At 68.6% G+C, this 14,245-nt stretch carries 13 protein-coding genes; all 13 read left to right on the plus strand.

Annotated elements, in window-relative coordinates; translation table 11 throughout:
- The first annotated feature begins 77 nt into the window (after nucleotides 1-77).
- The 13 genes from ACZ5Z2_RS02775 (at nucleotide 78) to ACZ5Z2_RS02835 (ending at nucleotide 14,165) form a co-directional block, all read left to right on the plus strand.
- On the plus strand, nucleotides 78-410 hold the full coding sequence (locus ACZ5Z2_RS02775; protein WP_464760452.1) for an STAS domain-containing protein: 333 nt from the start codon (nucleotides 78-80) through the stop codon (nucleotides 408-410).
- A 13-nt stretch (nucleotides 411-423) separates the two neighbouring features.
- Nucleotides 424-786, plus strand: a complete 363-nt coding sequence (locus ACZ5Z2_RS02780) for a response regulator (protein WP_464760453.1) — start codon at nucleotides 424-426, stop codon at nucleotides 784-786.
- 12 nt (nucleotides 787-798) lie between these two features.
- Nucleotides 799-2,820, plus strand: coding sequence for a chemotaxis protein CheA (locus ACZ5Z2_RS02785; protein WP_464760454.1), 2,022 nt, complete (start codon nucleotides 799-801; stop codon nucleotides 2,818-2,820).
- Nucleotides 2,821-2,857: 37 nt separating this feature from the next.
- Nucleotides 2,858-4,582: a methyl-accepting chemotaxis protein gene (locus tag ACZ5Z2_RS02790; RefSeq protein WP_464760455.1), complete on the plus strand. Its 1,725-nt coding sequence runs from the start codon at nucleotides 2,858-2,860 to the stop codon at nucleotides 4,580-4,582.
- 67 nt (nucleotides 4,583-4,649) lie between these two features.
- Nucleotides 4,650-6,380, plus strand: coding sequence for a methyl-accepting chemotaxis protein (locus ACZ5Z2_RS02795; RefSeq protein ID WP_464760456.1), 1,731 nt, complete (start codon nucleotides 4,650-4,652; stop codon nucleotides 6,378-6,380).
- 26 nt (nucleotides 6,381-6,406) lie between these two features.
- Entirely contained in the window at nucleotides 6,407-7,459 is a 1,053-nt protein-coding gene (locus tag ACZ5Z2_RS02800; protein ID WP_464760457.1) for a hypothetical protein, read from the plus strand.
- A 76-nt stretch (nucleotides 7,460-7,535) separates the two neighbouring features.
- Nucleotides 7,536-8,042 carry a chemotaxis protein CheW gene (locus tag ACZ5Z2_RS02805; RefSeq protein ID WP_464760458.1) on the plus strand — a complete coding sequence of 169 codons (507 nt, stop codon included), beginning with the start codon at nucleotides 7,536-7,538 and terminating at the stop codon, nucleotides 8,040-8,042.
- Nucleotides 8,043-8,055: 13 nt separating this feature from the next.
- Nucleotides 8,056-9,789, plus strand: a complete 1,734-nt coding sequence (locus ACZ5Z2_RS02810; protein WP_464760459.1) for a methyl-accepting chemotaxis protein — start codon at nucleotides 8,056-8,058, stop codon at nucleotides 9,787-9,789.
- 2 nt (nucleotides 9,790-9,791) lie between these two features.
- Nucleotides 9,792-10,679: a CheR family methyltransferase gene (locus tag ACZ5Z2_RS02815; protein WP_464760460.1), complete on the plus strand. Its 888-nt coding sequence runs from the start codon at nucleotides 9,792-9,794 to the stop codon at nucleotides 10,677-10,679.
- On the plus strand, nucleotides 10,679-11,329 hold the full coding sequence (gene cheD / locus ACZ5Z2_RS02820; protein ID WP_464760461.1) for a chemoreceptor glutamine deamidase CheD: 651 nt from the start codon (nucleotides 10,679-10,681) through the stop codon (nucleotides 11,327-11,329). The genes ACZ5Z2_RS02815 and cheD overlap by 1 nt, the downstream gene beginning before the upstream one ends.
- A 72-nt stretch (nucleotides 11,330-11,401) precedes the next feature.
- Complete coding sequence (locus ACZ5Z2_RS02825) at nucleotides 11,402-12,505, plus strand: protein-glutamate methylesterase/protein-glutamine glutaminase (protein ID WP_464760462.1); 1,104 nt, start codon at nucleotides 11,402-11,404, stop codon at nucleotides 12,503-12,505.
- A 495-nt stretch (nucleotides 12,506-13,000) separates the two neighbouring features.
- Nucleotides 13,001-13,711, plus strand: coding sequence for a methyl-accepting chemotaxis protein (locus tag ACZ5Z2_RS02830; RefSeq protein WP_464761653.1), 711 nt, complete (start codon nucleotides 13,001-13,003; stop codon nucleotides 13,709-13,711).
- A 148-nt stretch (nucleotides 13,712-13,859) separates the two neighbouring features.
- Nucleotides 13,860-14,165 (plus strand): STAS domain-containing protein, encoded by a 306-nt coding sequence (locus tag ACZ5Z2_RS02835; RefSeq protein WP_464760463.1) that lies wholly within the window; start codon nucleotides 13,860-13,862, stop codon nucleotides 14,163-14,165.
- Nucleotides 14,166-14,245 lie beyond the last annotated feature (80 nt).

Consider the following 14,245-nt stretch of genomic DNA (forward strand, 5'->3'; position numbering starts at 1 on the left):
CTTTAGAGCCTAAAGGGGCTAGCGTGCCGGCCGATAAGCCAGCAGTCAGCGCCAGGTGGCGCGAAAGGGGCGACGGCATGGCCGGCAAGCGGGCAGCAAGGCAGGACGAAGGACAGGCGGCGGGCGAGAAGGCAACCGTGGTGTTGCCGGCGGATTGCCGCATCGCCGCGCAGGCGGCCTTGCAGGCCGAACTGGCGCAGGCGCTGCAGCACGGCGCCATCGAGCTCGACGGCAGCCAGGTGGAGCGCGTGGACACGGCCGCGCTGCAATTGCTGGTGCTGTTGCGCCGCGCGCTGGACGGGCGCGGCGGCACGCTGGCCTGGCGCGGCAGCAGCGCCGCCTTGAACGACGCGGCCGGCCTGCTCGGCCTGGCACGGATTCTGGAACTGCCGGCCGTCGGGCCGGCCTAACTGAGGTGGCAGCATGGCAAAGATTCTGGCGGTAGACGATTCGACCTCGATGCGCGGCATGGTGGCCTTCACCCTGCGCGGCGCGGGCCACGAAGTGACCGAGGCCGAAAACGGCCAATTGGCGCTGGACGCAGCCAGCGCCAGCGCGTTCGACCTGGTGCTCGCCGACGTCAACATGCCGGTGATGGACGGCATCAGCATGGTGCGCGCGCTGCGCGCGAGGCCCGAGTACCAGGGCGTGCCGATCCTGATGCTCACCACCGAGTCGAACACCGAGAAGAAGATGGAAGGCAAGGCCGCCGGCGCCACCGGCTGGCTGGTCAAGCCGTTCGATCCCGAGCAGTTGCTGGCGACCGTCAAGCGCGTGCTGGGCTGAGGAAACGCATCCATGGCCACGGTCGACCTGACCCAGTTCCACAAGACCTTCTTCGAGGAAAGCCTGGAAGGCCTCGACGCGATGGAGGCCGCGCTGCTGGCGCTGGACTCGGGTTCGACCGACCACGAGCTGGTGCACACCATCTTCCGCGCGGCGCATTCCATCAAGGGCGGCGCGGCGACGTTCGGTTTCGCCGACGTGGCCGCGTTCACCCACGTGGCCGAATCGCTGCTGGAGGAAGTGCGCAGCGAGCGCCGCGCGGTGGACGCCGGCCTCACCGACCTGCTGCTGCGCTCGGTCGACTGCCTGCGCTCCATGCTCGACCGCACCGCGAAGGGCCAGCCCGCCGCCGACGCCATCAGCGAGTCGCTGCGCGCCGAACTGGCGGAGCTGGTGGAAGGCGAAGCCGCGGCGGCGCCCGCGGCGGCCAAGGCGAAAGCCGCGCCGGTCGCCGGCTGGAACATCCGTTTTGTGGCGATGCCGCACCTGCTGCAGACCGGCAACGAGCCGCTGCGCCTGTTCCGCGAACTGCAGCAGCTCGGCACGCTGGAAGTGGTGCGCGCCTTCGTCAGCGACGCCGCGCCCGCGGAGTTCGCCGCGGTCGATCCCAGCCAGTGCTACCTGGGCTGGGAGCTGCGCCTGCACGGCGCGGTGGCGCGCGCGAATCTCGACGCCGTGTTCGAGTGGCTGGACGGCGACTGCGAACTGGCCATCGCGCCGCTGGCCGCTGCTGCGGCCGAGGTTGCCGCGCCTGCTCCCGCGCCGGCGCCGCCGGCTGTTGCTGCGGCCGTCCCCGTCGCGGCGCCCGCCGCGCCTGCGGCTGCCGCGCGCGAGGCGGCGGCTTCCGGCCATGGCGAAGGCGGTTCGATCCGCGTCGGCATCGACAAGGTCGATGCGCTGATCGACATGATGGGCGAGCTGGTCATCACCCAGTCCATGCTCAACGACATCGGCACCAATTTCGACCTTTCGCAGCTGGAGCGCCTGCGCGAGGGGCTGGCCCAACTCGAACGCAACACGCGCGAGCTGCAGGAAAGCGTGATGCGCATACGCATGCTGCCGATCGGCTCAGTGTTCAACCGCTTCCCGCGCCTGGTGCGCGACCTCGAGCGCAAGCTCGGCAAGCAGGTGAAGCTGGAGCTGCAGGGCGAGCAGACCGAGCTGGACAAGACCGTGCTGGAGAAGATCGGCGATCCGATGGTGCACCTGGTGCGCAACGCGATCGACCACGGCCTGGAAATGCCGGAGCAGCGCCGCGCCGCCGGCAAGCCGGAAACCGGCACGCTCACGCTCGACGCGCACCACGAAGGCGGCAACATCGTGGTGCGGATCAGCGACGACGGCGCCGGGCTCAACCGCGAGCGCATCCTGGCCAAGGCGGTCGAGCGCGGCCTGGTCGCCGCGGGCCAACAGCTCAACGACGACGAGGTGGCCGAGCTGATCTTCCAGCCCGGCTTCTCCACCGCCGCCGTGGCCACCGACCTCTCCGGGCGCGGCGTGGGCATGGACGTCGTGCGCCGCAACGTGCGCGACCTCGGCGGCACCGTGGGCGTGAAGAGCGTGACGGGCAAGGGCAGCGTGTTCACCATCGCGTTGCCGCTGACCCTGGCGATCATCGACGGCCTGGTCACCGCGGTGGGCGCGGAGCGCTACATCGTGCCGCTGATCTCCATCGTCGAATCGCTGCGTCTCACGGCCGATGTCGTGCGCAGGATCGCCGGCGGCGGCGAGGTGTTCCAGTTCCGCGGCGAATACCTGCCGATCATCCGCCTGCACCGCGCCTTCGGTTGCGCCGACGCGATCGCCGAGATCGAGCGCGGCATCGTGGTGGTGGTCGAGGACGAAGGCCAGCGCGTGGGCCTGCTGGTCGACGAGCTGCTGGGCCAGCAGCAGGCGGTGATCAAGTCGCTGGAAAAGCATTACGAACGGGTGCAGGGCGTATCCGGCGCCACCATCGTCAGCGACGGTTCGGTAGCGCTGATCGTGGACGTGGGCGGCGTGGTGCGGCTGGGGCGGCGCGTCAAGGCCGCCTGACGCGGGCGGCCCGGCCGGCATCCGGAAGGGGGGCGAGATGTCGTTTGAAAAATGGTCGTTCCAGCGCATGAGCCTCAATGCGCGAACCGTGCTGGTGGTCGTGGTGGTGATCGCGGGGCTGCTCGCGCTCACCGTGACGAACGCGTTGCACGGCCGCGCCAACCAGATGCACGGGCTGGAAAGCCTGCTGAAAAGCGAGGTCGAGTCGGCCCTTTCGATCGCCAAGGCCTACGACGCGCGCGCCGCCAAGGGCGAGTTCGGCCAGGCCGAGGCGCAGAAGCGCGCACTGGCCCAGATCCAGAACATGCGCTGGGACAACGGTGCGGGCTACGTGTTCGCGTTCAGCGACGACTACACGCTCACCGAGCATCCGGTGCTGCTCGACAAGATCGGCAGCAACGTCGGCGGCATGGCCGATCCGCACGGCAGGCTGGTGTTCAAGCTGATGCACGACGTCGACGCGAAGAACGGCAGCGGCATCAGCGAATACGAGTGGCCCAAGCCCGGCACCAAGAAGATCGTCGGCAAGGTCACCTATTCCGAGTTCTACAAGCCGTGGAACATGCATTTCGGCGCCGGCGCCTACTTCGACGACGTCGACGCGCAGTTCCATCGCGAGCTGATGTCCAGCCTGCTGTGGGTCGGCCTGCTGGGTGCGGTGGTGACCGCGCTGGTGTGGCTGTCGATGAGCAGCATCCGGCGCAGCATCGGTGGAGAGCCGTCGGTGTCGGTGGCGCTGGTGAACCGCATGGCGGGCGGCGACCTGTCGCTGAACGGCGCGGAGAAGCTCGACCTGCCGGCCGGCAGCATGATGCATGCGATGCAGCGGCTGCACGTGAAGCTGGTGGAAGTGATCGGTCAGGTGCAAAGGGGCTCGCAGGTGGTGAGCGGAGCGGCGCAGGAGATCGCGCGGGGCAACGACGACCTCAGCCAGCGCACGCAGGAGCAGGCGTCGAGCCTGGAAGAGACGGCGGCGTCGATGGAGGAGATGACCTCGACGGTGAAGCAGAACGCGGAGAACGCGAGCCATGCGAACCAGCTGGCGAGCGGGGCGCGGGCCCAGGCGGAGCAGGGCGGCACGGTGGCGGCGCAGGCGGTGTCGGCGATGGGCGAGATCACGGCGTCGAGCCGGAAGATCGCGGATATCGTTGGGCTGATCGACGAGATCGCGTTCCAGACCAACCTGCTGTCGCTGAACGCGGCGGTGGAGGCGGCGCGCGCGGGCGAGCAAGGCCGCGGCTTCGCGGTGGTGGCCAGCGAGGTGCGCAGCCTGTCGCAGCGCAGCGCGTCGGCGGCGAAGGAGATCAAGGCGCTGATCGGCGAGAGCGTGGAGCGGGTGGAGGCGGGCAGCGTGCTGGTGGAGCAGACGGGGACGGCGCTGTCGGAGATCGTGGAGAGCGTGCGCAAGGTGACGGACATCGTGGCGGAGATTGCGGCGGCGAGCGCGGAGCAGTCGACGGGGATCGACCAGGTGAACCGTGCGGTGATGCAGATGGACGAGGTGACGCAGCAGAACGCGGCGCTGGTGGAGCAGGCGTCGGCGGCGGCGCAGGCGATGCAGGAGCAGGCGGCGGAGCTGCGCAACCAGACGGCGTTCTTCCGGCTGGATGGCGGCACGGCGGCAGTGGAGACGCAGGCGATCAAGCCGGTGCCGGTGGCGCGCAAGGCGTCGCGGTCGCTCTCGCGCGAACTGGCACGTCCGGCCAAGCCCACCTACAGCGTCACGGCCGCACCTTCCGACGGCGGCTGGACGGAATTCTGAAACGGGGTTTCCCGCTTCATCTTCGCTGGTCGCCGTCGCGTGGCCGGCACGCACTTCATACAGGCGGATGTCCGCGATGAAAGCAACGAAGTGGTCGTTGAACAACATGAGCCTCAACGCCCGCGTCGGCGTGGTGATCGCGGTGGTGCTGGTCGGCCTGATCGCGCTCACCGTGATGAGCGCGTGGCAGAGCCGGAGCGTGCAGATGTCGGATCTGGAGCATCGGCTGCAGAACCAGATCGAAACCGCGGCATCGATAGCGCAGGGTTTCCACGATCGCGCCGCCAAGGGCGAGTTCAGCGAAGATGCGGCGCAGAAGCAGGCGCTGGCGCAGATCCACAACATGCGCTGGGACAACGGCACCGGCTACGTCTTCGTGTTCGGCACCGACCTGGTGATGCGCATGCACCCGCTGCGGCCGGACTGGGCCGGCAAGGACATCAGCGCCGAAACCGACGCCAACGGCATGCCGCACTACCGCATGATGTCGGAGGGCGACGTCAAGAATGGCCACATCCTGATCCGCTACTCGCAGAAAATGCCCAAGGGCGGCGCCAAGGACAAGATCACCTACGCGCAGTTGTTCAAGCCGTGGAACCTCAATTTCGCCGCCGGTGCCTACTTCGACGACATCGACGCGCAGTTTCGCCACGACCTGATGGTGCATCTGGCCTGGGCCGGCCTGCTCGCCCTGCTGGTGATCGGCGTGGTGTGGCTGTCGATGAGCAGCATCCGGCGCAGCATCGGCGGCGAGCCCGCGTTCGCGGTGATGATGACCGGGCGCATGGCCGATGGCGACCTGTCGCTGAACGGCACGGAGAAGCTCGATCTGCCGGCCGGCAGCATGATGCATGCGATGCAGCGGCTGCACGTGAAGCTGGTGGAAGTGATCGGTCAGGTGCAGAGGGGCTCGCAGGTGGTGAGCGGGGCGGCGCAGGAGATCGCGCGGGGCAACGACGACCTCAGCCAGCGCACGCAGGAGCAGGCGTCGAGCCTGGAAGAGACGGCAGCGTCGATGGAAGAGATGACCTCGACGGTGAAGCAGAACGCGGAGAACGCGAGCCACGCGAACCAGCTGGCGAGCGGCGCGCGCGCGCAGGCGGAGCAGGGCGGCACGGTGGCGGCGCAGGCGGTGTCGGCGATGGGCGAGATCACGGCGTCGAGCCGGAAGATCGCGGACATCGTGGGCCTGATCGACGAGATCGCGTTCCAGACCAACCTGCTGTCGCTGAACGCGGCGGTGGAAGCGGCGCGTGCGGGCGAACAGGGCCGCGGCTTCGCGGTGGTGGCCAGCGAGGTGCGCAGCCTGTCGCAGCGCAGCGCGTCGGCGGCGAAGGAGATCAAGGCGCTGATCGGCGAGAGCGTGGATCGGGTGGAGGCGGGCAGCGTGCTGGTGGAGCAGACGGGGACGGCGCTGTCGGAGATCGTGGAGAGCGTGCGCAAGGTGACGGACATCGTGGCGGAGATCGCGGCGGCGAGCGCGGAGCAGTCGACGGGGATCGACCAGGTGAACCGTGCGGTGATGCAGATGGACGAGGTGACGCAGCAGAACGCGGCGTTGGTGGAGCAGGCGTCGGCGGCGGCACAGGCGATGCAGGAGCAGGCGGCGGAGCTGCGCAACCAGACGGCGTTCTTCCGGCTGGACGGCGGCGTGGCGGCGGTGGAGACGCAGGCGATCAAGCCGATGCCGGTGGCGCGCAAGGCCTCGCGGTCGCCCTCGCGCGAACTGGCGCGCCAGGCCAAGCCCACCTACAGCGCCACGGCCGCACCTTCCGACAGCGGCTGGACGGAATTCTGAGCAGGCTCGCACAAGGAAGCAGACCAATGCGCACGATCCTGCGTTCCATGGGCGGCCGGTCGCGGTACGCCCGATCCGCGATGGCCGGCCTGCTGCTGCTCGGCCTGGCCGCCGGCGCGGCCCATGCCGGCGACTTCACCTTCGGCGGCAAGGTGTTTGCCGACATCAGCAGCCTGCAGCAGAACAACTACAAGACCGATACCAGCAACCGCGCGTGGAATGGCGACCTCAAGCGCCTGTACCTGGACGCGGACTACGCGTTCGACCCGGCCTGGTCGGTACACCTCACCACCGACGTCAACTGGCTGCGCGGGCAGGTGCACACCACCGACGTGTGGGTGAAGCACCTCTACCTGCAGCGCAAGTTCGCCCCCGGCACCACCCTGCGCATAGGCGCGAGCGACATGCCCATGCTGGCGCTGACCAGCCAGTGGTACGGCTACCGCTACGTGGATGCCATCGGCAGCTCGATGGCCAAGATCGACTCGGCCGCGGATTGGGGCGTGCACTTCGCCGGCCGGCTATCGCCGGCGTTCGACGTGGCCGTGTCCGTGGTCACCGGCGGCGGCTACAAGGAGCCGCACACCGGCGACCGCGTCGACGTGGAGGCATATGCCGCGTGGCATCCCGTCAAGCAGGCGGTGGTCGCGCTGGGCGGCTACGACGGTCAGCTGGGCGACGAGGACGACGCCACCCACACCCTGCGCCACACCGCGCGCCGCCTCGACCTGCTGGCGGCCTGGGCGGACAAGGTCTGGCGCCTCGGCATGCGCTACAGCTACGGCAGCAACTGGGCCAACCTGTATACCGTGCCCAGCGAGCGCGTGCGCAACGTCTCGACCTGGGCCAGCCGGCAGCTCACGGCGCAGTGGAGCGTGTTCGCGCGCTACGACTACACCTGGCCCAACCGCCTGCAGGATCCCTCGCGACGCAGCCGCTATGCCGACGCCGGCGTCGAATGGCGTCCGCAGAAGTGGCTGCGGCTGGCTCTGGTGGGCAAGCACACCGCGGTGCTGCGCCAGGGCGTGCCCCTGGCCACCACCAACGAACTGGGCGTGTGGAGCGAACTGTCGTTCTGATTCAAGTGTTCGCGGATCCGGCCGATAGCGCTCGTAACCGGCCGTCCCGAAACGATCCTCACGAGGTAGGCGATCCATGCACGAAAACACTGCGGACACGGCGCCCGCCGTGCAGCAACTCACCTTCAGCCTGGCCGGCGAGGAATACGGCGTCGACATCCTGTCGGTGCGCGAGATCCGCGGCTGGACGCGCGTCACGCGCATCCCCCAGGCGCCGGAGCACCTGCTGGGCGTGCTCAACCTGCGCGGCGCCATCGTGCCGGTGATGGACTTGCGCCTGCGCTTCGGGCTGGAGCGCGAGGCCTACGGCGACGCCACGGTGATGATCGTGGTGGCCGTGGCCGACCGCCTGTTCGGCATCGTGGTGGACTCGGTATCCGACGTGGTCGACATCGACCCGGCGGCTATCAAGCCGGTGCCGGACATGGGCGCCATCGTCGATACCCGTTACCTGAAAGGCCTGGCCACCCACGTCGAGCGCATGGTGATGCTGCTGGACGTGGAAAAGCTGATGCGCCCCGAAGACGTCGACGCGCTGGACTCCGCACTGCCCGAAGTCCGCGACGTCGAAGTTTCCGCCTGATCCTGGAATCCTGATGAACATCAAGAAATTCATTGCAAGCTTCCGCCTTTCCAAGCTGTCCGCCCTCTCCGTCAAGGCCCGCCTGGTCGCCATGATCGGCCTGATGTCGATCATGCTGGTGGTGGGCGCGGCCGTGGGCCTGGGCGTGATGTCCTGGCAGAACGAAGGCATGCGCAAGAGCTACGAAGACGGCATGGTGCCGGTGCAGGTGATGAGCGAGTTGCGCAACCGCTCGCTGATGAACTTCATCGTGCTTGGCGAGGCGGCGGCCGTGGTCGGCAAGCCGGATCAGGTGAAGCAGAAGCTCGCCGAGTTCCAGGAAAACCAGAAAGCCATCCCGCCGCTGAACAAGCAGCTGGGCGCGATGCACTTCGCCCCGGCGGTCGAGAAGCAATACGAGGCGATGACCGCCACCGACAAGGACTACGTGAACAGCCTTAAGGACGTCACCGATGCCCTGAGCCAGGGCGACGACGGCTCGCACGACCTGCTGGAGATGGAAGTCCGCCCCGCGCTGATGCTGCGCATGGACACGCTCAACAAGCTGATCAAGATGCAGGGCGAGGAGGTGAAGCAGACGTACACCAACCAGGTGAGCCGCTACAACAAGGTGCGCGTGCTGGTGTTCGCCGGCATGAGCATCGGCCTGCTGATCGTGCTGGTGACGGCGACCCTGCTGGTGCGTTCGCTCACCTATACCCTGAAACGGCTGATGACCGTGGCGCATGCCATCGCCGAAGGCCGGCTGGGCCACGACATCAAGGTGGATCGGCAGGACGAGCTGGGCAACCTGCTCGAAGCCTTCCGCACCATGGACGAACGCCTGAGCGGCATCGTGGACGAAGTGCGCCAGGGTTCCGAGGCGGTCAACAGCGCGGCGCAGGAGATCGCGCGCGGCAACGACGACCTCAGCCAGCGCACGCAAGAACAGGCCTCCAGCCTGGAGGAAACCGCCTCGTCGATGGAGGAGATGACCTCCACGGTGAAGCAGAACGCGGAGAACGCCAGCCACGCCAACCAGTTGGCGCGCGGCGCGCGCGAGCAGGCCGAGCATGGCGGCGAAGTGGCCGGCAAGGCGGTTTCCGCCATGGCCGAAATCGATGCGTCCAGCCGCAAGATCGGCGAGATCGTGGGGCTGATCCAGGACATCGCCTTCCAGACCAACCTGCTGGCGTTGAACGCCGCGGTGGAAGCGGCGCGCGCCGGCGAGCAGGGCCGCGGCTTCGCTGTCGTGGCCAGCGAGGTGCGCAACCTGGCGCAGCGTAGCGCCGGCGCGGCGAAGGAGATCAAGGGCCTGATCGCCGAGAGCGCGGAGAAGGTGCGCAGCGGCTCGGAGCTGGTCAACCAGTCCGGCAAGGCGCTGGCCGACATCGTCGAGAGCGTGAAGAAGGTCACCGACATCGTGGCCGAGATCGCCGCGGCCAGCAACGAACAGTCCGCCGGCATCGACCAGGTCAACAACGCCGTGATGCAGATGGACGAGATGACCCAGCAGAACGCGGCGCTGGTCGAGCAGGCCTCGGCCGCCGCCCGCGCCATGCAGGAGCAGGCCTCCGACCTTACCGCGCAGGTGGGCTTCTTCCGCCTCGGCGGCGACAAGGCGGCCAAGGGCGGCAAGGGCGCGCCGCCGTCGCGCGCGAAGGAAGTGACCAAGGCCACCGAGGCGGTGTTCGCCGCCGTGCGCAAGGCGCCGCCGTCGCGCGCCATTGCAGTCGAGTCGGATGCCGGCGCCTGGAAGGAGTTCTGAGCATGCGTGCCGCCGCGGCCGGTGCAACCCGTAACGACGCGGCGACCGCGGCCGACGACGGCAGCCTGCTCGGCGACGCCGAATTCCGCTTCATGCGCGATTTCGTGTACCAGCACCTCGGCATCTCGCTGGGCGAGCACAAGCGCCAACTGGTGCAGGGGCGGCTGGCGCGGCGCCTGCGCGCGCTGCGCCTGCCCGACTACGCGGCCTATTGCGAGCTGCTGCGCAACGAGCCGGACGCGGAGCTGGGCGAACTGGCCAGCGTCATCAGCACCAACGTCACCTCGTTCTTCCGCGAGCCGCACCACTACGAGCTGCTCGAAAACGAGCTGTTGCCGCAGTGGATCAAGCACAAGCGCCGCGACGGCGACCGGCTGCGCATCTGGTCGGCCGGCTGCTCCACCGGCGAAGAGCCCTATGCGCTGGCGATGGTGCTGGCCGAGGCGCTGGAAAAGCACGGCGCCAGCGGCATCGACGCCAAGATCCTCGCCACCGACCTGTCGCCGCAGGCGCTGGAGGCGGCGCGCAACGGCGTCTACGCGCTGGACAAGCTCGGCGGCATCAGCGAAGAGCGCCGGCGCCGCTGGATGAAGCGCGGCTCCGGCCAGTACGAGGGCTACGCCTGCGTGCATCCGCTCCTGCGCGAGCTGGTGACGGTGAAGCCGCTCAACCTGCTGCACGACTGGCCGATGCGCGGGCCGTTCGACGCGATCTTCTGCCGCAACGTGGTGATCTACTTCGACCAGCCCACCAAGCAGAAGCTGTTCAGCCGCTACGCCGCGCTGCTGCCGGCGGGCGGCCACCTGTTCCTCGGCCACTCCGAGTCGCTGCACGGCATCAGCGACGATTTCGACCTGATCGGCCGCACCGTCTACAGGAAGCGAGGCTGATGGACGCGCGCCGATCCGAACGCCGTGCGATACCCACGCTGCCGGAGGCGATGCCCGGCTTCGAGCACCTGCGCCGCTACTGGGATCCGGTGCAGGGCTGCATGAACGTCAAGGTGCTGCCGGGCGAGTTCTACGTGGGCGCGCAGGAGGAGCTGGTGAGCACGGTGCTCGGCTCCTGCGTGTCCGCCTGCATCCACGACCCGGTGCGCGGCATCGGCGGCATGAACCATTTCATGCTGCCCGAGCCCCGCGGCGCCAGCGACAGCTGGTCGTCCACCGTGGGCCGCGCCGCGCGCTACGGTTCCGACGCGATGGAGCACCTCATCAACGCCCTGCTCAAGGCGGGTGCGCAACGCTCGGATTTCACCGTCAAGCTGTTCGGCGGCGGTCGCGTGCTGGCGCAGATGAGCGACGTCGGCCAGCGCAACATCGAGTTCGTGCGCCGCTACATCGCCACCGAGAAGCTCCGGGTGGTGGCGGAGGATCTGGGCGACGTCTATCCGCGCCAGGTGCAGTTCTTCCCGCAGAGCGGCAAGGCGCGCGTACGCCTGCTGCGCCGTGGCGACGACGTGAAGCTGGTGGACAACGAGCGCAAGTACCTCAAGCAGCTGGCGAACGATCCGATAAAGGGTGAGGTCGAGCTGTTCTGACGCTGTGGCGTCCGGCGCCGGCCCTTCTTTGGGCCGTCGCCGGCCTCGGCCCCGCATAGCCCAAGGTGAGCAATGGAAAGAGTGCGCGTACTGGTAGTCGACGATTCCGCATTGGTGCGCAAGCTGATGTCGACGATGCTCGCCTGCGATCCGGAGATCGAGGTGGTGGGCACGGCGCCCGATCCGCTGATCGCCCGCGACAAGATCAAGCAACTGAATCCCGACGTGCTCACCCTGGACGTCGAGATGCCGCGCATGGACGGCCTCACCTTCCTGGAAAACCTGATGCGGCTGCGGCCGATGCCGGTGGTGATGGTGTCCACCCTCACCACCGCCGGCGCCGACGTCACGCTGCGCGCGCTGGAACTGGGCGCGGTGGATTTCTACGCCAAGCCGAACACCGACCTCGCCGCCAGCTTCGGCGACGCCGCGCAGGAGCTGTGCGCCAAGGTCAAGCACGCGGCCAAGGCCAGGCCGCAGGCGCGCACCACCGTACGCAAACTGGAGGTGGCGCCACGCCTCTCGGCCGACGCGGTGCTGCCGCGCTCGCAGATGGCGGGCAGCCGCGGCGGCAGCCCGATCATCGCCATCGGCGCCTCCACCGGGGGTACCGAGGCGGTACGCGTGGTGCTGGAGATGATGCCGCCCGACGCGCCGCCGATCCTGGTGACGCAGCACATCCCGGCCGCCTTCAGCGGGCCGTTTGCCGCACGCATGGATCGCTGCTCGGCGATGCGCGTGTGCGAGGCGCAGGACGGCCAGCCGATCCAGCCGGGCACCGCCTACATCGCGCCCGGCAGCCACCACCTGCTGGCGATGTGGGATGGCGCCAGGTACGTGTGCCGCCTGCATGACGGTCCGCCGGTGAACCGCCACAAGCCCAGCGTGGACGTGCTGTTCCGCTCGATGGCCGCCAGCGTGGGCAAGGCCACCGTGGCCGCACTGCTCACCGGCATGGGCGACGACGGTGCGCGCGGCCTGCTCGAACTGCGCCAGGCCGGCGCCGCCACCCTGGTGCAGGACGAGGCCAGCTCGGTGGTCTGGGGCATGCCCGGCGCCGCGTGGAAGCTCGGCGCCGCCCCGGAAATGTTGCCGATCGACAATATCGCGGCCCGCCTGCTCGCGCTGGCGCACCACGTCCACCTTGGCCCCACTGCCAGCGCCAAAGGCGCCTGACCCGGATCGCGGATCATGTCACTCGTTTCCCCCATTCTTTCCCGACGCCCGCTGGCCGGCTGGATCGCCAGCGCCGTCGCGCTGCTGCTCACGCTGGTCTGGCATCCGGCCTGGCTGGCGCCGCTGGTGGTGCTGGCGCTCACCGCGGCCTGGTTCGTCGCCACGCGCGCCGAGGCGACGGTCGAGGCCGCCGCGCCGGCCGCCGTGGCCGCGCCTGCCGGCGCCGGCCCGGTGCGCGAGGCGCTGGAAGACGTGCGCAGCGCCCTGGTGGACGAACTCGGCCACGCCACCCGCGAGCTGCACCAATGCCTGGATCTGCTGCGCGACGCGGTGTCCGAACTCGGCGGCGGCTTCGACGGCCTGTCCAACAAGACCGCGCTGCAGCAGTCGCTGCTCAAGCAGATCATCGGCGTGCAGAACGGCGGCGTGTCGGTGCAGGATTTCGCCGCGCGCACCGGCGACCTGCTGGAGCACTTCGTGGGCATGATCGTGCAGATGTCGCGCGAGAGCCTGCGCATCGTCTACCGCATCGACGGCATGGCGAAGGAAATGGACGCGGTGTTCGGCCTGCTCAAGAACGTCAGCACCATCGCCGAGGAAACCAACCTGCTGGCCCTGAACGCCGCCATCGAGGCGGCGCGCGCCGGCGAGTCGGGCCGCGGCTTCGCGGTGGTGGCCGGCGAGATCCGCAACCTGGCCAGCAATTCCAACCAGCTCAACGAGCGCATCGGCGGCCACGTCGAGCGTGCGCGCACCGCGATGGAGCAATTGCGCGGCCTGATCGGCACGATGGCTTCGCAGGATCTCAACGTGGCGCTGTCGGCCAAGGGCGGCATCGACGCGATGACCGCGCACGTTACGGAGAGCGACGCGCGCACCAGCAAGGTGGCCGACCAGGTGGTCGAGATCAGCCGCGGCCTCACCAGCGACGTTTCCACCACCGTGCGTTCGCTGCAGTTCGAGGACATCCTGCGCCAGCTGATCGGGCAGACCCGCGAGCGCCTCGTCGAACTGCAGGAAGTGACCAGCGAGTGCACCCGCGACATCGAGGAACTGGCCTGCGCCACGCTGGAAACCGAGGTGCTGGAGGCGCGAGCGCAGAGCGTGCGCAACCGCTTGGCGATCCAGCGCGAGAAGGCGCGCCTGCGCGCCCGCGGCCCGGCGCTGCAGAACTCGATGGACGCCGGCGAGATCGAACTCTTCTGACATTGAAGGCCGGGAACGTGCCCTGCATCTTTCCGGCTTGCCCAAGCCCGGTGCGTGCCCGGGCCTGGCCACGAAAGATCAGGCACGTCGTGCTTGATTGGCGCACGATCCATCCACGGATCGCCGTTCTGAACCGGGAAACGCTTCCATGAGCCTCATTGTCCACCACGATGCCGAGCTCGACTGCCTCACCCTGCAACTGGGCGAACGCTTCGATTTCAGCATCCACCGCGATTTCCACGACGCCTGCCTGGGCGAAGGCAAGCGCGCGCGCAGCTACGTGATCGACCTCGGCGAGGTCACCGGCATGGACAGCTCCGCACTGGGCATGCTGCTTCTGCTGCGCGAGCACGCCGGCGCCGACCGTGCCGACATCCGCATCGTCAACGCATCGGGCGAACTGCGCAGCACGCTGCGCGTGGCCGGTTTCGACAAGCTTTTCGTGCTGCATTGATCCAGACAAGGCGAGATCCGGATCGAGGCGTGACCGCTAAAGTTTTCCGCGCGTCAACCGAAACATGGGCATAGCATTTC

The organism is Rhodanobacter sp. G1 (genome assembly GCF_055397855.1).